At 44.3% G+C, this 18,886-nt stretch carries 14 protein-coding genes; 7 read left to right on the top strand and 7 right to left on the bottom strand.

From position 1 onward, the window contains the following. The coding region (locus tag CAP48_RS20375) for a hypothetical protein (protein WP_206781027.1) at window positions 1-299 on the top strand (299 nt) is incomplete at its 5' end. 408 nt (window positions 300-707) lie between these two features. Here the strand turns inward: CAP48_RS20375 and CAP48_RS20460 are convergent. The 4 genes from CAP48_RS20460 to CAP48_RS11605 form a co-directional block, all read right to left on the bottom strand. After that, window positions 708-2,651 carry a Hint domain-containing protein gene (locus CAP48_RS20460; protein ID WP_242444466.1) on the bottom strand — a complete coding sequence of 648 codons (1,944 nt, stop codon included), beginning with the start codon at window positions 2,649-2,651 and terminating at the stop codon, window positions 708-710. Window positions 2,652-2,696: 45 nt separating this feature from the next. Continuing rightward, window positions 2,697-4,277, bottom strand: a complete 1,581-nt coding sequence (locus CAP48_RS11615; protein ID WP_100696883.1) for an IS66 family transposase — start codon at window positions 4,275-4,277, stop codon at window positions 2,697-2,699. A gap of 87 nt (window positions 4,278-4,364) precedes the next feature. Then, a complete protein-coding gene (tnpB, locus tag CAP48_RS11610; RefSeq protein ID WP_100696881.1) occupies window positions 4,365-4,697 on the bottom strand; it encodes an IS66 family insertion sequence element accessory protein TnpB in 333 nt (110 codons plus the stop codon). Further along, window positions 4,694-5,053, bottom strand: a complete 360-nt coding sequence (locus CAP48_RS11605; RefSeq protein WP_100696879.1) for a transposase — start codon at window positions 5,051-5,053, stop codon at window positions 4,694-4,696. Before CAP48_RS11605 ends, tnpB begins: the two co-directional genes overlap by 4 nt. A 1,224-nt stretch (window positions 5,054-6,277) precedes the next feature. Here CAP48_RS11605 and CAP48_RS11595 point away from each other — a divergent pair. The 3 genes from CAP48_RS11595 (at window position 6,278) to CAP48_RS11585 (ending at window position 11,405) form a co-directional block, all read left to right on the top strand. Then, window positions 6,278-8,557, top strand: a complete 2,280-nt coding sequence (locus CAP48_RS11595; RefSeq protein WP_100696875.1) for a hypothetical protein — start codon at window positions 6,278-6,280, stop codon at window positions 8,555-8,557. A 576-nt stretch (window positions 8,558-9,133) separates the two neighbouring features. Beyond that, the gene (locus tag CAP48_RS11590; RefSeq protein ID WP_100696873.1) at window positions 9,134-10,429 is read left to right on the top strand and encodes a hypothetical protein; all 1,296 of its coding nucleotides are present in this window, start codon (window positions 9,134-9,136) and stop codon (window positions 10,427-10,429) included. Window positions 10,430-11,195: 766 nt separating this feature from the next. Continuing rightward, window positions 11,196-11,405 carry a hypothetical protein gene (locus CAP48_RS11585; RefSeq protein ID WP_100696871.1) on the top strand — a complete coding sequence of 70 codons (210 nt, stop codon included), beginning with the start codon at window positions 11,196-11,198 and terminating at the stop codon, window positions 11,403-11,405. Window positions 11,406-11,607: 202 nt separating this feature from the next. On the opposite strand, the gene CAP48_RS11580 is transcribed toward CAP48_RS11585, so the two are convergent. Continuing rightward, window positions 11,608-11,823, bottom strand: coding sequence for a YodC family protein (locus tag CAP48_RS11580; protein WP_100696869.1), 216 nt, complete (start codon window positions 11,821-11,823; stop codon window positions 11,608-11,610). 538 nt (window positions 11,824-12,361) lie between these two features. Between CAP48_RS11580 and CAP48_RS11575 the strand changes: the two genes are divergently transcribed. Continuing rightward, the gene (locus CAP48_RS11575; RefSeq protein WP_161495242.1) at window positions 12,362-13,030 is read left to right on the top strand and encodes a serine O-acetyltransferase; all 669 of its coding nucleotides are present in this window, start codon (window positions 12,362-12,364) and stop codon (window positions 13,028-13,030) included. Window positions 13,031-13,632: 602 nt separating this feature from the next. After that, the gene (locus tag CAP48_RS11570; protein ID WP_100696865.1) at window positions 13,633-15,582 is read left to right on the top strand and encodes a heparinase II/III family protein; all 1,950 of its coding nucleotides are present in this window, start codon (window positions 13,633-13,635) and stop codon (window positions 15,580-15,582) included. Between the two features lie 226 nt (window positions 15,583-15,808). On the opposite strand, the gene CAP48_RS11565 is transcribed toward CAP48_RS11570, so the two are convergent. After that, window positions 15,809-16,192, bottom strand: a complete 384-nt coding sequence (locus CAP48_RS11565) for a hypothetical protein (protein WP_153045686.1) — start codon at window positions 16,190-16,192, stop codon at window positions 15,809-15,811. Window positions 16,193-16,260: 68 nt separating this feature from the next. Continuing rightward, entirely contained in the window at window positions 16,261-17,352 is a 1,092-nt protein-coding gene (locus CAP48_RS11560) for a hypothetical protein (RefSeq protein ID WP_100696861.1), read from the bottom strand. 259 nt (window positions 17,353-17,611) lie between these two features. Between CAP48_RS11560 and CAP48_RS11555 the strand changes: the two genes are divergently transcribed. Then, complete coding sequence (locus tag CAP48_RS11555; protein WP_100696859.1) at window positions 17,612-18,835, top strand: hypothetical protein; 1,224 nt, start codon at window positions 17,612-17,614, stop codon at window positions 18,833-18,835. The last annotated feature ends 51 nt before the right edge of the window (window positions 18,836-18,886 follow it).

The raw sequence follows: 18,886 nt of genomic DNA, 5'->3' as shown, positions 1-18,886 counted from the left end.
CTATTTATTTAGCGGATGAGTCTAATGACAATCAAATTACTAATAATGTTTTTAAGGTATTCTCCGGTTCGCCGATCAGGGTGCGAAATGCATCTCACAACACAGTGGTAGAGAATAATTCTTTTTCAACGCCTGCGAATTATAATGTGAATCAAGGTGCCGTTTCACAATGGTTTTGTGATCCATTGGCTAAAATACCTTGCAAAAACAAAGCCGAATCCCCGTCAGATAATATTATTATGAGAAATAATAAAATCGATAATAAACTGGAGCTATATAGAAATTTACCGGAAAGGTAAAAGTTAAATGGTATGCTGCATGGGGTTCTTGCCTAGCAAGCTACTGCCCAATAACCGAAGGACGGCGACTGTTGTATTATCGCTCTGATCGATTGGATGAACTTCGGATCAACGTTGCCGCTTTTTTCTCGCTTGTAACGCACTGTCTGGATACGCTTAAGCGGTGGTATAGTTCGCTCGTCGAGACATCGAATCGGTCTTCTTCCGATCCTTGGCGAATCGACTCGATCATTTGTTATTCTCGTCCAGCAGGGGCTATTGTTTGGTCAGTAATTGTTTTCTGCAACTTCGTCGGTTCGTTCGAGTCCAGGAACTGATATTTCGAATTTCTCGCCTTTCGTGTCATTTCGTAATGTAATAGAAATTGGCCAGCATTATGCGTGAGCTATATTTTATCGAAGTGACAGCTTAACCCGCTCGCTTTTGTGCTTCAGGCATACGCTTCCAATTCGCTCGTTTTAGCAGCTTCGCACGGATCGCCTCAACAACAGGACCCTTACGTACCACAGTAATGCCCAACACCTCAGGACGGCCTTCTGCCGGCCCAAAGTCAGGGTTCATTGCCACCTCATGCGCATTCTGGAACATGTTGCGGTTACCAGTATCAACGTAGGACTCGGCCGGCGCACCTTCGGCCAGGAGAATATCGAATTGCTCGAGCTCCACATGGAAATACTTGAAAGATTGCATTTCGAATTGCTGCACAATTGTCTTGCCATTAACCAGAGCCATTGCTGGCACAAGATTCCCATCGAAGAAAACGTGGTGGCCTGGGGACATGATCAAATCACGATGAGGGACGTTGTCGGCAATGCAGCCCTTTTTGAACAGAATCGGGAAGGCGCGCTTGGCGTCTTTTTCTGGAATGCGCTTTTTGAAGAGGGTTCGATATCCCAGCCATTTAACGGTCGCTATGCCGCCACTAGCAGTCAATACTTTATCACCAGCTTTCAGATCTTCGACTTTAACTTCGCCTTCGGGCGTCGCGATGTGTGTGCCTTTGAGGTAGCATGCGTAACTTATATTACCGCTATCATCCACGCGTATACTCGACATATCGGTCTCAGGGTCAAAAACGATTTTCGACGAACTAGAGGGACCGCTTCCATATTGGAGTTCGTGATCGTTGCCAGTCCTCCACCACATCTTGTCTCGGGAAGTACTGTTCATATGAATCGTATCACCTGCTTTCATACCAGATATTGTTACGATTCGTGAATGGCCTGAGTCTTGTAAACGATCAGCCTGAAGAATAAGATGATGTGGTCCATCTCCTTCCATGGTGATATCCACGGTCCCCGCGTTCCCGTCGCTGTAAGAATCACCAACAAGCTCCCTCGAATACTCAAATGTCGAATTCGGTTTTAGCGTTACAGAAAGGTTAACGGCATCATGATTATAGTAGTAGTAATCTCCAAGTTCAGGGTCGCGTTCCCCAGCATAATCCGGATGAAGTTGTGCGTTCACACCCTCAGAAATTACTAAATCCACATTTGTTATATTTATATAACCCTCCGATTTACCTACTATCCGAAAGTCAAATACGTCGTCAGTTTGGAACTCATTGGTTATTGTTATATGACTTGGCTTATCCTTATAACCACTATTATCGATGACTAATTGGTCGTCCCCTTTATGTTCAGATTGGTCGATAATTAAATTGCCGTCTTCGTCGGGTTTTACAATGCTATCCAAAGGAGACGGGTTGTATGTGTCATCGTCATAACTAACGGTGCCGCGATCATCGACGGTGAATTTTGACATGTCTGTGTCCTGATCAAAGTGCACAGTCATCACACGACCACCATCGGGCTCAATAAAGGTCATTGCATGAGATTCATAACCGATAATCGTACCAAACGCGCCGTATACCTTTAACGTATCCCCATCACCCATTCCCGCCACATTAACTTCTCTGACCAGGTCGCCACCTTGCAATATTAAGTGATGTGGCCCGTCACCCTCCATGATTACGTTGAGCGTATCAACATTTGCCTGGCTAGTGTTATCGTAAGTGTTCCAGGAATAATTAAAGGTTGAACCGGTCTTTAGCGTTGCGTTAACATCGATCACTTGCGGAGTCGAATAGTAAGGCTGTACATTTTCGTCATCCCATCCAAATCCCTGCTCGCCACCTGTTGGAATTAATCGGGCACTGGCTCCTTCTAATATTGTGATATCTATATTAGATTTCAGCTCACCCATACCCTTTGCCACAACGTACATATCTAAGACGTCCGAGCTTTGCGACTCGTTGCCTACCGTGAGATGACTAAAGCTGTTGGTATAGTCAGTATTGTCGATTAGTAACCGCTGGTCACCCGTAAAATCACTTTGATCAACGGTAAGCATCCGGGCAACACACATTGACAAGGCCGCGTTAGCGGCCCTTATCTTTTAGTTCGTTGCCTGGGCAGTCCAGTTTTGTGGCAGCAGTTCTTCAATTCTGCTGTTCGGATGTGTGGGCAGGCGCGTCAGCACATCCTTCAGATACGCATACGGATCATGCCCATTCATTTTGGCAGACTGTATCAGGCTCATCACAGCCGCAGCTCTGCGGCCCGCTCGCTGCGAGCCAGCGAATAGCCAGTTCTTTCTCCCCAGAGCAATGGGGCGGATCTGATTTTCAATCCAATTATTATCAATCGGCAATCTCCCATCACTTAGGTATCGAGTCAGCGCGACCCAACGCTTCAGGCTGTAGTCCAGCGCTTTAGTGATGCCCATGCCTTCTGGCACTTTAAGTCGATTGGTCTGCAGCCACGCATGCAGCGTTTGAGCAATGGGTCTAGCCTGTTGTGCCCGCAACTGTTGACGCGCTTCTGGTGTCATATTCTGACCCTTAGCCTCGATATCGTACAACTGGCCGATCATCTCAAGCGCCTGCTGGGCAATCAGGCTTTTACCCGATTTGTGCAGTTCGAAGAACTTGCGCCGAGCATGCGCCATACAGCCTACCTCGGCAATCCCTTGCTCGAAGCACGCTTTGTAACCACCGTAGCCATCACAGACCAGTTCGCCTTGCCAGTTTCCAAGGAAGGCGCGCGCATAAACACCGGCGCGGCCTTCAGTAAAATCATAGACCACGGCACGCAGATCCTGGAAGGCACCTGGCGCATACGCCCACAGATAGGCACGATGTGTCGTTTTACTACCCGGTTGCAGTACCTGTACGGGTGTCTCATCTGCGTGGATCACGGGCTGGGCCAGGATCGTCTCGCGCAGCGCATCAACCAGCGGCTGCAAACGTACGCCACAGACGCCGACCCAATCGGCCAGTGTTGAACTGGCCAACTTGACGCCAGCGCGCTCAAATATCTGCTGTTGACGATACAACGGAAGGTGGTCCGCATACTTGGCTACCAACACCTGAGCGAGCAACCCTGAGGTGGCCTGACCCTTGTCAATGACTTGCGCCGGCACCGGTGCCTGGATCAAGGTGTCGCATTGGCGGCATATCCACTTGCCGCGGATATGGCGTTCAACGCGGAACACGCCGGGTATAAAGTCCAGCTTCTCGGACTTATCCTCACCGATGCGCTGCATCTGGCAGCCGCATCCACAGGTCGTCGATTCGGGCTCATGGTGCACGTCAATACGAGGCAGTTCAGGCGCCAGGATCTGACGTCTTGGAGCCGCAGTGCCAGCGGCACTTGGCTTGCCGCCCAGATTAATCAGCTCCTGCTCGATAGCTGCAATGTCGGCATCGACCGCATCCTCCAGCAACAATCCCTGCACACCAGCCAATTGTTCGCTCTTCTTGCCGAAGCGATAGCGACGCAAGAGCGCAATCTCATGGTTCAGTTGCTGGATATGGGTTTGTTTAAAGTGGATCTCATGCGCTTGCTGGGCAATCTGCTGATCCTTGGCATGCAGTACCTGATCCTGTTGATTCAGCTTCCCCATCAATTGGCGCGCCAGTACCCGCAGGGCATTGGCATCGAGCTCATCAATATTGGTAACGGGGGATCGTGACATGGTTGATATCATGCCATACAAATGCGCGGCTGCACCATGCGTACACGCCCCGATTGCCGAACTGTGTTTTATGGGTTTGGATGATTATTACAGAAGATCAATCGTATCCATCTGGCTCAGACGCTGCCATGGCAGGCCGATGACCAGGGCGCGAGCCTGCTCTGAGGTCAGTTGTGCATGTTGGTCGCCTGCATCGGGCCAATGCAAGCTGCCCTGGTGTAGCCGGCGCACGGCCAGCCATACACCGAAGCTGTCGCACACCAGCACCTTTAATCGCGTCCCCCGACGATTGGCGAACAGATAGGCATGATAAGGGTGAGAAGCACCGAACACCTCAATCACCCGGGCCATCAGCCGGTCCATGCCGCAGCGCATGTCTACCGGCTCGACTGCTAACCAGATCTGATCAATTCGAATCATCGCAGTATAGATTGCAACAGATTCACGCATCGATCCAGTGCATCCACTGGCAGCGTCAATGTGGCCGAGACCGTCTTGCCCTGTAATTGCAATTGACATGTCTGTGCTGGTGTATCGTTCATCGGCACGGGCACAAACGATGGTCCGCACGATATCGTCGGTCTATCACTGGAGGAGTTCGCGCCATCAACATGCTCTCGGATCCAGCGCCGCAACATGTTGGCATTCAGTCCGTTGGCCAGCGCCAGGCCTGCCACCGAAACGCCCGGCTGCTGGCTTGCAGCAACCATCTCAGCCTTGAAGGCTGCTGAGTAGGCGCGCCGAGTGCGCTTAATAAGGATTAATTCGTTTGTCATCGCGTCCACTTATATTTAGTGGACGCTATCCTGGCATTCTTAATAAGGCCGTGCAAGGTGGTTTTACCGGATGCTTACGATCAACGTTTAAAATTCCCTCTCCATCGGGAGCTAATACTATATCGTTCTCGTCCACGACCCTCTCCAAATACAAATTCTTTATTATTTATGCTCATAAATTGGATAACAGTCGATCATTACCCGACTGTTAAGTCGGATAGTATCAGAAATTTTACACAAAGATAAATTTATTACAAATATTGTGAACTCATTGAGAGTCCTTACGCTTCTTTCTCAGCCCAGTATTTCGCCTTCTCGGCCCAGTATTTCTCACTAGGCACTGAGCTTCAAGTTATCAATTTAGGGGCTGGAATATGACTATTACCGGCACATCTGGCGTGACATAGGGTGCACCGAATGGAATTACGTTGCCGCAATATGGGAGAGCCACGATTATCAAGGTAGATGCATCAACTTGGGTATTGAGTCAATAATCTGTGGAAAATTACCTGCGTTTATCGATACGCTTCAGAAGCCGCTTGCTGTTAGCTCCTCATGTGGCTTTTTTTATAAGGGAAAAATGGTAATTAAATCAATACATCCACGGCTGGTAGTCGACCTCTGCCCCCCTTAAAGCACGTTTGACGGGGGCTGCTATCTGGGCTGGTGAACGAAGTGGCCGATGCGACATGGATTAAATTATGGATTCTTCGGCCGGTGTAGACGCGACCACGTCACCAATAAAAAGAGAATCCTTGATCTCGGATTTCTTGGTCGTCAGATTGAGTGATTGGCGATTTATATCCGTGGTGTGTGCACCACTATCTCATGTGAATGCCCATTCACCGTACCGACCTGTCCTACTCTTCAATATGGCCAGCGCATCGGTATTTACCAGCAAACCGTCTTGCCTGGCCGGGCTTTGCTTTATCCGCCCCGAAGCCGCGCAATGTTTCTGGATAGAATCCACGTTGCGCCATTCATGATTGAGGAGGATGTCTTTCATCCGAGGCTACTTTAAACATCCATTTGATAATTTGGCAAATTTGTGTTTAATCAGCACATTCATTTGAAACAATATACATTATTTGTCATATTTTTATGGATAAATGTTAAATTATTGATACGTTTATCGAGAGTACTATTTCAAACTGACAGCTTCAGCCATGGCTGGCACCAGTTGTGAATGCATGATGATAATCAACTTATATATGGATAGACGGAATGCCTTCGCATTGTGCCAACGCTGGCAAGCAGACAGTTGTATTAGATAAGAGTGGGCTGACTAAAAAAGTCTATATAGTTAAAGATGCAGATCTACCGCTATCCTCTGGATCGTATCTGGAAACCAACCCAGCCCAAGTCGGATTGACTTCTGTTATTCATACGTCTAAATATAGCGATCGAAAAGGTATCTGGAACTACGAGGGCTATAAATGGAACTATCAAGCCAGCACTAAAACTGCCATATTAGTCTACCGAAGCGGCAACGAACTACGACGGATTGACATCGGCCCAAAAGGTGTAAATGGTATTCCTGATCTGAAAGCTGTTTTCCGGGCACCTCTAGGAGATCCAGAAAACGCAGATTGGATCGCTATCATAGACGCTTCAACTGGGGGCGATATAGCAACGCCTCCCATATGCAACTTTGCGTTGGCTAATGAAAATGGGTCTACCGCGTTAACCTACACGGGCGGCAACCATGCAGACTCAGGTGGTGCTTGGGGCAACCCCACAGCCCGAAATATTTCATTTTCTTTTCTTCCCGACGGAAAACAGGTTACCTCTGATGGATCGGGAGTAGCAACCAAAGTCTACTTTTCTTTCTTCAATAGAGTTCAGGCGGCTAATACCACAACTCTTAATAGAGAAACTATGGAACAGCGTGGCCTGTATCAGTTCGAGTCTGGCGTTTTCCTAACACATATCATATGGATCGCCCTTGAGCTCGTGAGAGTGGTAACCGACAACGGTCCTCAGGTTATTACAACGGGTTTTCGTCATGGCACATTCAAGTATTTGGGCAAGAAGAATACGCGTTCGGCGTTTACCAGCGAGACAAATTCAGGGGCGAAGATTTTATTTCCTGATGTATGGGGTATGTCTTTTAAGGACGCCACAAATGGAGAATTAATCGTCTGGATGGACAGAGACTATGAAGCCGGGGACGGTAGATATGTCGGCACGATGCGCCCGATGATCAAAGGTGGCGGAGCATTTAATACGAAATTTTACAATGCTGCTGTATCAATCCCTGATGCCGAGTTAATCCTTCATGCTGGAGACTCCTACGAGTGGCGAGGTGGATATATATATCGATCTGAGCAGCAAGAAGTTACAGGGTTCGATAACGTAGTGCCAAACAGTTGCCTACAATCGGCTCTTCGTTTTTTAAAGTTTGAAGGGGCTGACAACCTCCTAGTAAGGAAGAAAAGTTTAGTTAGCCAAATAGATGACCCGCCTGCGCCTGATCTTTTCCAGCACATATCATCCATTCAATTTTTTAAAAATATTTCAATGAAGTGGACCAATTTACTACATTTCATTGGTTTTGACCCTTCGGTACGGAAAGCAAGCAACTTAAAAGATGCGAAGTTGTTAGAACCAACATATCTAAGCGGCAAAGAAATTGTCCGTGAATGTGCCGACCCATTATTGGTTTCAGGTTGGGGATCCTCATCTATGTGGTTGGCACGACAAAAATTTGCCGACATGTTCGCTGAAATGATTCCAGGGTCAATTTTTTTTAAAGGTGGGAGTTCGGGTGCTTTCACGGACGAAATTGCGGGAAGACTTGGCTCTATTCCATTACTAGTAAAGGTGGAGCGCAGTAAAATTGTCAAATCAGGGGCAACCCGTATATTTGTTTCAAATTGCCAGCCGCGAGCTAGCTTCAAGCCTTTTACTGGCACGTTGAATGGCATACAAGGGACCATTTCTTGCACCACTTCGGGCTTTATATTTACTCGTGAAACGTCAGGAAATACTGTGTTCTCACCTGATGAATACCCCTTTATCTCGGAATTAGGTAATTTCTTCAAAAACGGCATTATGTTGTTATGGATGGGGAAAAATGATATCACTCAGGGATGGCCAGTTGAAGAAATTATTGCCCGAACAGACGCCTCTTTTGACTTTCATAACCTCCGCCATGCACGGTGCTTGGTAATGGGACATTTTATTGACAGTAATACTCCAGATATTGATCGCCGTCGCGACGCTATATATCAAGTCAACGCCGCTCATGAATCGAGATACGCGCAATTGTTCGTTGATATTCAGAGGTTTCTTACTTCCCCAGAATGGTGGGCATACACGGGATTAACGCCGACACAAGAGGATTTAGAGCTCCAGGCAAGGGGGAATAAGCCGTATAGTGGTTCTCAAGATGCAGGACATTTAAATGATATTGGAAGTGCCGCGGTTACTTCCTTCCTAAAAGACCACATCCAGTCACTGGGCTGGTTTGATGATGTACAAACGCGCAGAAAAGATCATTGATGGAGCGGTAGGCCACCCGGGCTCTCTTCACACTAAAAGCTTCGTACCCCTTCAAATTAGCGCTTTGGGCTCGAGGCGGTTAATTTAATAATAGTCAATACAATAAAACGTCTCGCGAATACTGACAGCGGTGCACTGGCAAGAAACAGGGATGGCGCACAAATTAATAATAAACAAAATCGCCTCGCAGGAGCTCGGCTCCACGGGGTGCCAATTGGTTGTATACCATCTGAACTCTATGCAAGCAATTGCGGCTTAATTATATACACAAGCAATGGCTTCGGCTGGGGGGTTCCTTTTGGCCCGCGAGTGGATAACCTGATAAAAATTTGGCCAATCTGAGTGCCGGTGGCATCACTGCCACGGTCGTTTACTTTGAATGCAAATTCGTTTTACCAGATCTATGAGAAGTATCGGAGAAGTTACTTAATGCGATTAACATTAGGACGAGTAACGGGCACATGACAACAAATCTATGTTCCGTAATTTTTTTGCTAAAATCTAGGATTTGGCGGTATGAAACGATCAATTCGTTCAATCGGGCTATATTAGTTCTTTTAAACTCATAAATTCCGCATGAAAGATACAACCGACACAATAAATTTGTACGATGCTTTCCAATGGAATGTCAAAGTGATCGACCATCATGTCGACGAAGTAACGCCAAGCTCTTCCTGGGATCAGGATGGCGTTCATCGAATATTAGTTTCGGATGGAAATTCTATTGATCTGCGCCTGCAGAATCACAGTTTACTCCGTGAGCGTAGCTCTCTAAGGGAGCGTGTGTTGCTGGTTGAGTTTATCGGAAATCTAGAGCGTCGAGATGAACAAAAAGATCCTTTTTCCTTTGGGCTTGATGTTGCGGAACGATTGCAATTACCCGTTTTGGCAGTTGCCGAACCGACAATTTCAAAATCAAAAGGGCTTTGTGTTGGGTGGTACACGGGGAACGAGAATATGCCAAAGACGATCGAAATTATTGGCACTTGGCTCAACAAGCTTGCTCGACACTATAGCGCACGGTTAGTATTATTTGGCGGATCTGCTGGAGGTTTCGGCGCATTATCTGTTTTACCGTATATGACTGAGCACACGAGCTGCTTGGTCTGGAATCCCCAAACTTGTATAGCCAAGTGTGAAAAGAAATTTGTCATTAGCTATTTGAAAAATGCATTTCCTACACGTAATTCGGAATTAAATATAAACCAAGAAATTTCACAAGAGGAGTTAGCCACCCGCCTCGTGTGCGAGGGCATTTATTACGACTTACAACGCAATTTTCAGATTCCGAGTTTTGTAAAGCTTCTCTTTCTTCAAAATGACACAGACCGGCAATTCGCGTCACATGCTAAACCATTCTTGGAGAATCTAGGGTTTACAATACACGCCGATAATCTCGTCAATGACAGAGTTGATGATTTGTTCGTTAAATTTGGGACGTTTGGCGACAAGCATAATGCGCCGGACAAGGAAATTATCGAGGCCTCCTTGACGTGGTTGATAGACGATCTCGGAACATCGACCGACTTGGCCTTTTCGGAAAAACAACGCAACACATCAGTTGACTTAACCTTTGCTGAAAAACAAAGTACCAATGTTACACAAGAAGAAACATTCGAAGTAACCGCAACACTGGAAAATTCGACATTACTCGCGTCTATCCATGCAGCTCCTGCGGTTTTTATAAACCCCGTTTTCGCGTTCTATTTGTTTATAGATGGCAAACGAACATCTATCAAACAGTATTCCTCTGAAAACAGCACTTTGTTTGAAGTCAATGGGCATCCTAAGAAAATCGAAATCGTTGGCTACGTACTTGATAATGGGAAGCGTAAAAGCAAGAAGATTAACGTTGATATTTCTGCTGAATAGTTATGCCATATGGCGACGACTTTAGAACTGTGATGTGGTCGTCCAGGTTATGAATTCGTCGTGATGTATGACTTCGTGATCAAACAGTGATAAAAATCTGATCACTTCGATCAACGTTTAAAATCTCATCCCCATTGGCAGCTAATACGATATCGTTCTCATCCATGACTCTCTCCACATGCAAACATCATTAGTATTCAAGATTTAATTATTTGGTGTAGATTAATTGTGGCCTACGCCTTAGTTGATAAGATCAGGAATCCAAGAGATTCCGACATCGTAGCAAAATACAAAGCGCAACTCATAATTTCCTAAGCCGATAATTTCATTTGATGCCTAGAGTGGACAGAGCACGCCACTTTTGACCTTTTATAACGGGATGTTTCCGTAAGTGTTGCGTTTTGGGCCGCTCGTAGTAGCCAACATGACTTTCACCGTCATAGACACCGGTACAGAATAGCCGTCTAAACGCAAGGTTGGCTGCATCGTTTAGCCAAATTTTTACACAATTGTAGTTTTTATTGCCAATATAGCAAATGCTATTTGTCTATGCTAGTCGCAGGCGTGACGCCCATCCAATCCAGAAACCTCGGCGGGGGATTAACGAAATCGATTACCTTCGTCACTTGCACATTGGCACCGTAGCAGCAAACTATACCAGTGAGTGATTCGATGTCGCGGCGTGGCCGCACAAACTCGGCTTACCGTTCTTAGAAAATTTTTATAACTCAAATTCCTGCTGCTCATGGCCGACGAGGTCTAGCTCGTGCTCAACCAGTCCGCAAAATTCCAGGTCGCGGCATTGGGTTCCGCAACCGGCTGTGAGGACTACGACGAAATCCAGGACGTACCCCAACCATCCACGCTGCTGCTCCTGCCTGGCCTATTGCAAGTCGGCGACGTGGATTATGACTGGTTCAGCTTGTCCGATCACAATACGGTCTTGCTTGGCAAAAGCGTTAATGTCCGGAGATAGCTGGTATGCACCTACTAAAGGTCAGGATGGCACGAATTGTGAATCGCGCTATCGTTGGCCAAGATACAGCGATTGTACTTCATCGGCCGCATCGTTGGCGGCGCCAGATAGTGAAAACCCCCATCGAGTACGCTTTAAGGGGGTAAAGGATGGCCGCCGAATGCGGCAGTTGCCTGTCTTTTTGGGCTGTCATTTAGCTTTCCTATTTGGTGGCTTTTGTCAGAGCTTCAGACAAAATATTTTCAGTTTTGAGTTCGTATCCATTGGGACCTGAATTGAACCAAATCACCCGTGCGAGCGTATTTCCTGAATCATAAGTTTTGACCTCAACAACAGTCATGTCCGGACCACCACTTTTCAATCGTACGGTATCACCGGTCTTGAACGTTTGCGCAACGTCACCTAATCGTGCTGCCATAAATGCCTCCAGTTTGAATAATTTCTTGTACAGCAGGAGGTATTATGCATCAATTTCGTGAAGGAAAGGGGAGCTAATTCGTTTCAGTACCAACGCGGTTTCGTGTTTGGTTGCCCAAGGTTTGACCTGGTTTTCCATGATCATACTCATTTGTACGTTTTTCCTCTTTTAACGTGGCCTAGTTTTTCACTGGGTCATTACATCTTGTATTTACTGCTGCGTTCGACATATTCTTTATTGTCGATTGCTGTATAGCGACATTCCGTTCTCGGATCTTGTAGTTTGCGGACGGAGCTTCAGTATAGCGGTGATTTCGTTTGCATTTGGTAACGCTGAGCGTGTTTTCTTCTTTTACTATTCTATGTATTGTGTGAGTTTTTTCGTATTACTTTTGTTTCGGCAATTTTTCATAATGCGGTCGTAGCTATTCTGAGGAATAGTGCGCCTCTTATGAGCGATTAAGCGTGCAAGTTTCATCATCCTTGAGTGGTGGAGTTTTCACAAAAAATTGATTAATTATTGAATGAGTGAGAATGCAATGAGCGTTGATGCAGAAACTACAATCCTTTCAAACCATGGTGTGAACACTTGGCTGGAGCAGCTTCAGGTCGCTTTAGATTGTGCCGTTCCTTCTGCTTACGACATTTGGTGTTGTGCCCAGGTATATCTGAAGGCTGGAGATAAAAAAAATGCTATGCGATGTCAAAAATTAAATTATGTGCTACATAATTCTTCAATTCCCAATTCAGTAAAGATGGGCGACGACGTTCATTTTGGTTCGGGGGGGATGGGTGTGACCCTCCATGCGTTGAGCGAAATTGGAAATGGCGTTGTGATCGGCACTCAAGTTACCGTGGGCGGGAGGGGGAGGGGTAAACGTGTAGGCGCAACGGGAAAATCGGCTTCTGTCCCGCTTATTGGGGACCATGTTGTAATTTCTACCGGTAGTAAGGTGTTGGGAGGTATTGAGATTGGTACTTTTAGCGTTATCGGAGCTAATAGTCTCGTTACTACTAATATTCCACCTCTATCTGTTGTTGTTGGCACTCCAGGGCGTGTAGTCAAGGAGATTACGCTGGAGAATTGCATGGCATACAAAAATATGTATTTGGCCCTGCGAGGGCTTGACAAGCAGGATTACGCAAAGTTGATTAAGGCCGCAATTTTGAAAAAAAAGGCTTTGGCTAACAAATCTTCCCTACGGTAGAACGAGTTATGTTTTACAAATAGTAATTTCCGCTCGTAGCAGTGTTAGTAAGAAAGGACTGAACGACAAAAATAATGTACATTTGACCGCAATTAACTGCCGTAGTCTTGGTAGCAATTTGGAAGGTGATTTCCAATTTTATCTTTGACTGCTCAGTTAGATTAATACGGTGTCCGCTTAAAATGCATCCCTATCTCTAGGACCAATCAGTATTGATTTTATCTTTCGGGGAAAATGGTCTCCTGGCAGCTTAGTCGCGCATGTAAACAGCAAAGCTATAGTATTTTTATAATAAACCTCAGTCATCTAACATACGCTGACCAAGTATGTGATTTTATGGCACTGTACATTCAAAAAGTGCGAAATTCACGTAAGTAACAGACTTAATATGTAATTACTACTGCCTTAGTTTTGGACGAAGTAGAAATTGAGATAAACAATAAATAGTCTATCTTGGCTTTATCGTTACTTTCTAGATACGTAGCAGCCTATTTTGGGGATGTTTGAGCATCCTTAGACCGCGCCGAATAAAACCGGGTAAAATCCGTTTTGGTATTAAGTTGCTGTAATTTCGGTAAAAAATAAAATAGGGGGCATTTTCGATGACAACGAATCAGAATCAGTTATGCGACGATAGAGTTCAAATTCTATTCGAACTCACTGACGACAAATTGACTATTAAAATTGATGATTCGTTGTCGACAGAAGCAAAAGTATTCGCATGCTATCTGATGTTTAACCAAACGACAATAGACAAACAAGGTTACCGCAAGGAAAGGGAATTTTATTTCCAGATTAGAAAACCTGGATTGTATCGTGTAAAAGTATTCACGCTCGACCGCAGTACATCGAAAAAAACGAGCCAAATAATTGATCTTGGATTTCTATTTGTCTTATCTCAATACTATAAGTCTAACCGGCCTCGTTTCATAAATGAGAGCTTTACGCAGAGAGGTAGGGAATTTATTAATGAGTCCAAGATCAGGCTTGGTGATTTTTCAGAGTACAAGTTTGACATACATGAATTTTGGGCTGCTGACCCATTTTCAAATCGAACGTGGAGATGGCATCTGCATCAGTTGACGCTATTGAGCCAGCTTGTTAGTGCTCATAGCGCCGATTCGAAGGACGTTTTTCTCGAGGAGGCCTATCGGCTGCTAGTCGATTGGCATGAGTACGCAAGCATAGCTGTATCTGACAAAATGCTGTGGCACGACCAAGGTAGTGCATTGCGTTTAAAGCATATCTGTATGTTTCTTATGTATACGCTTAGTGTAGGGTTTGTCGTGTACGGAGATACCAGATTTGTGTTTATTTTAAACTTAATCAAGATTCATTTGGCTAAACTGAAGGATGACAGTTTTTACAGTCAGTTTACAAACCACGGTTTTGATCAATCGCTTGTTTTGTTCCAAGTTGCTCTTGAATTGGAGTATATATTGGATTTGAAAGAAGAAATCACGCTAGCTGCTGAACGTATACAAGAAGAAGTGAATTTTGTCTTCTGTTCAGATGGTGGACACAAAGAAAATAGTCCCGGATACTTATCGCATGGGATTAAACAGTGCATCACTGCTCTCAATATTGAGAGAAGTTACAACGAGAGGATATCACTCTTTAAGTCGTTGGAAACAGTAATTGCTAAAGCAACTCAAGCGCTATGCCATACTATGAAGCCGGATGGATATTTGCCCTTAATAGGGGATACCACATATATTAAGCAAAAGAATATATTTCACAGCTATAAGCCGATTAATTTTCCCCAATTTCAATACGCTTTAACTGGAGGAAAAAGTGGGATTAGCCCGAGAGAAAGGTTTTTTGTTTTGCCAGATACCGGATACGCATTCTTTCGAAGCCATTGGAATAAGGCAAACTATATAGATGCAGTCCATTTGAGTTTAAAGGCGGGCTGTTTGAGTCGTGGTCACAGACAAGATGATGATCTGACATTTACGCTGTATGGTTACGGAGAAGATTGGTTGGTAGATGGCGGGACTTATAAATACGATGATACTGACCCACATCGGAAATACATTCAATCCCACTTGTCGCATAATCTAACAGCTCCTCTTGACAATCCAATTGCGAAAAAAATGGGAAGTAAACCTAAATTTGTCAAATATACAAAAATAGAGGAAGCGGGAGGCACCATTTTTTATCTTCATGCGACTACGGAGATGTTTAGGCGCCATTCTTATTCAAGAAAGATCGAGTTTCGAGTGCCGTCTGAAAAAATATCAATAGAGGACGAAATTAGCCATAACGAATCAGCTGAGGTGCGCTATGTTTCGAGGCTTTTTTTTGCCAAGGAGAAGGAGGTTCAGTGTGGAACAGATTTTATTCTTGTTAAAGGTAAGCGCAAATCTCTAATGGTTCGAGTTGCTTCGAGTGAAAAATTTTCGATAGAGCTGGTCAAAGTGCCTCAGGAAGAAATCATTGGTTGGCTCTCTGATACCAAATTTTTACTATATCAGAGTAATTTAGTCCAAATTCTGTTTGATCACACGGCTAAACCAATGAATGTAAAGTTCTCGTTGGAGTTTATTTAGCAATATCGTTCAGATCTGCCGTAAAAATGGCTATCTGATTGTCTTCCCGGTATTGAATGCTTGCGTTGTGAATATGTTGGTGTCGAAGCGCTTTCTGTTTGGTCGCAAGGTAATATCAGATTACCTTTGCTGACTACGGCATTTCACGACCCAGTATCTGCAGCCAAGTGTACCTTCTCACAAATAGCTTGGCTGTTCCACTTTTTAGGTGCTCTTATGTCCGCGCTTATCTTTCTTGTGAGCCAGCAAATTTTTTTTCAGATTCCTGCCCATTGGAATATAGTACGGTAACCCAGTACCAGCAAGGCTTCTTGTGTCTGTTGTGAGTGTATAAACCTTCAGATTCGCTATTTGAAGTTATATTAGCGATAACGATCGCCGTTTCTGGGTCGTTGGTTACGCGGGCGTAAATTTTGACCGAATCAATTCCTTCGGCAACTGGGCATTTCCATTTTATGAGGGTTTTTCCATCATCGTCAAAAGTGCGTGCTTGCAGTACTGGTAACGGATCTATATCGGATTCTACTCGCAGCGGCTCATCGGCAGAGTCATTTGGAAGATACGGGGAGTTCGTGTTTAACTGTTCATACGTGTTTTTTTGTAGTTTCATGCTAATTTTAACGATTAGTATGACATACAGTACAAAAATTACACTTAGCGCAAGCAAAAAATTGTTCATTATTTCCCTTCAATTGAAACAAGATCTTCAATATTTCTATTTAAAAAAAGTTCCGGCCAGTCGTAAGGTGATTGGGTTAGAGATTTCAATAGTGTTACTAGATACCCAAAAGGGGGCGCTATATGGCCACGACCATTGTCCAGAATTTTTAGAAATTGAGTGTCACCGAAAAAACCTCCATTTGCAATTAATTTCTTCGAGTCGCGGATGTTAAGGTTGGCTAGAAATGGCTTTAAATGGGACTCAATGTGATGGTAGTCAGATGCATTTTGCAAATAAAGTAGATAATTTGCAACTCCAGACGCTTGGTATCTTTTAAATAAATCGGTATCAACAGTTCCTTTTAATAACGTTCTTGCGTCTTCCATCGTACCTTCGAACCCCCAAGCGCTATATAGGTAAGCAGAGACTGACTCGGGGATAAAGTTGAATATATCAGTTTGAGGATTCCATGGAAGGGCAAGTGAACCTGGAAAAAAAGAAGCGTAATACATTGCTGCAAAACCACCTCCCGATCCTCCCACAAAAATGACGCGGCTGGGGTTTTCCTGGCTTATTATTTTCTGCAGCGTTCGAACAATAATTGACTGAACAGGCAGCTCCTTGGAGCCCAAATACCATGCGAGATTCAGAGATTCTGATAAATATAAGGTTGGGTCATTGACGCAAATGTAAGATGCGTCAATTTGCTCCACCAAATTATAGCCACTAAAAGAGGGCAACCTCGAATCCAATGACCTCCCGGGTTGGGAATCTGATGTTTCTAGTTGTAAGGGGATGATTTTCCGGTAAGCGGTGTTAAAAAAAGAAACTAGGGGCTTGACATGTTTAAGCTTTAAAAAAAAATTAAGCCTCTTTCGTTGGTTAGATTCGATTTTTTGCGGTTTTGAATATGCGGCGTTAAAAAAAATTATTAACGGTTTTTGTGGCTTTATTTTTAAGAGAAAATCAAATCTTACGTCATTGTGCGGAAAGCTAATGAGTGCTGAATGTAAAGATGATCTCTCAAACTCTTCAATTGAACTATATTCGGAAAGGCTTGTTTGCCATTTCTCAGCTAGCCGTTGATATGGAGCCTTAATTTTTTGCATTTAGGATAGGACGAAAATAGGATTCATAAAAGGCATATATTATGCTATTTTAGCAATTTTTGGCCTTCTAATATAAGCTCGAAATTGAGCGTAACCCTTAAATAGTGGCCATTCTTATTCATGGGTGACCTCTTGCTGGTGGGGTAGGTCGCTAAAGCCTTGAGCAGTAGTTAACTCATTAAACTGCTTTGGACGGGTATGCTACTGTAATTATATTAAACTCACCCACTCCACAATATTTTATTCGAATAGAGCTTTTATGGAAATTAACATTGAATATACTCGGGGTATATCTAAGATAACAGCTACCGTGAATGATCCAGCCGGTCAGGATCTGGATGAGTATGCTTTTTATCTTATGCGTAAGTCTGGGGAGTTGCAACCTGTTAAGGTAGCTGTTGGGTGGTACAGCACACAGCGGTCATATTGTTTTAAGCTTCCTATTATTAAAGGCCATTACTACACAATTTGTTTCAAAAAAGCAAGTGCTAATAGCGAACAGAGTCGGGTTATTTCTGATCATATCTACGTAGACGATTTTCCAGATTATAAGATACCTTCAAAAGTTTATGTGTATGCAAATGAAAGGGAATTTTTTAATACCCGTGAATTTCATGATGGAACGCATTATGTAACTTTGGACTCGGCGACATTGTCTTTTAAAATCGTAAATAAAAAAACTGAAACCTGTTTCGTCTCGCTTGCAGCTGCAGCGAAGCGAGACGGGACTTCCGACCCGATATTTACTGGAGTGGGACTATCAAAACAAATAGAGTCAAGTTCGATTTTAGTTAGTGATCCGTCTGTTCACGCAGACCCTGCATTAACTCTGGGCTGGTATGCAGGCAATAAGAATTGTGAGTTGCAATTAGATCTACCTAGGTATATTAACCATATTCTGTGTGCCCTCAATGCGGTACGAACTATTTTGTTTGGATCATCCGGCGGCGGATTTGCAACTCTTTTTTACTCCACCAGAATAACAAACGCTATTGCGTTGGCTGTTAATCCGCAAACAAGTATTGCTCGATTTCATGCCCATTTAGTGTGGGATTATATGAAATCATGCTTTAACGTTAACAAATCTAAAGAGCCTTTAGACTCTGTGTTAAGCAAATATCGAGTGCAATATTCTCTGGTGCCGGTTTTTGAACGGCTGGGCTTCATGCCCAAGGTTGTTTATCTTCAAAATAGAAGTGATTGGCACTATGAAGAACACCTTATGTACTTCCTAAAGTCTATTGGTGTAAATATTCAAAGCGAACCTCAAAATGTTGAGCTGTATTCCGATAGCTTATATACAATCGTAGGGAGGACTTGGGGTGATGGTCATGTCCCACCTCCTAAAGAGTTAATTGTTGATCTGATTCGTGAACTGGAGGGAGATCCTACCTATTGGGCGGGGCAAGGATTCGTACAGAACAAAGAGCAAATAATCAAGGTGGTTTCTGGTTGTAAGATAGAAGTTGAAAATGACCGATAGGAAGTGTCTACGATCGCGTGATGATAGGAGTTTGCATTGTATTGATAGCTG

The sequence above is a fragment of the Advenella sp. S44 genome, assembly GCF_002810445.1.
Lineage (GTDB): Bacteria > Pseudomonadota > Gammaproteobacteria > Burkholderiales > Burkholderiaceae_B > Advenella.
Note: the sequence above shows the minus strand (reverse complement) of the source record. Positions and strands in the feature narration are given on the sequence as shown.

Coding starts and splice junctions, on each gene's coding strand:
- CAP48_RS11570 (WP_100696865.1), top strand. CDS start 13,633: ATGACAACGAATCAGAATCAGTTATGCGACGATAGAGTTCAAATTCTA.
- CAP48_RS11565 (WP_153045686.1), bottom strand. CDS start 16,192: ATGAAACTACAAAAAAACACGTATGAACAGTTAAACACGAACTCCCCG.
- CAP48_RS11575 (WP_161495242.1), top strand. CDS start 12,362: ATGAGCGTTGATGCAGAAACTACAATCCTTTCAAACCATGGTGTGAAC.
- CAP48_RS11605 (WP_100696879.1), bottom strand. CDS start 5,053: ATGACAAACGAATTAATCCTTATTAAGCGCACTCGGCGCGCCTACTCA.
- CAP48_RS11560 (WP_100696861.1), bottom strand. CDS start 17,352: ATGCAAAAAATTAAGGCTCCATATCAACGGCTAGCTGAGAAATGGCAA.
- CAP48_RS11555 (WP_100696859.1), top strand. CDS start 17,612: ATGGAAATTAACATTGAATATACTCGGGGTATATCTAAGATAACAGCT.
- CAP48_RS11580 (WP_100696869.1), bottom strand. CDS start 11,823: ATGGCAGCACGATTAGGTGACGTTGCGCAAACGTTCAAGACCGGTGAT.
- tnpB (WP_100696881.1), bottom strand. CDS start 4,697: ATGATTCGAATTGATCAGATCTGGTTAGCAGTCGAGCCGGTAGACATG.
- CAP48_RS11615 (WP_100696883.1), bottom strand. CDS start 4,277: ATGTCACGATCCCCCGTTACCAATATTGATGAGCTCGATGCCAATGCC.
- CAP48_RS11595 (WP_100696875.1), top strand. CDS start 6,278: ATGCCTTCGCATTGTGCCAACGCTGGCAAGCAGACAGTTGTATTAGAT.
- CAP48_RS20460 (WP_242444466.1), bottom strand. CDS start 2,651: ATGCTTACCGTTGATCAAAGTGATTTTACGGGTGACCAGCGGTTACTA.
- CAP48_RS11590 (WP_100696873.1), top strand. CDS start 9,134: ATGAAAGATACAACCGACACAATAAATTTGTACGATGCTTTCCAATGG.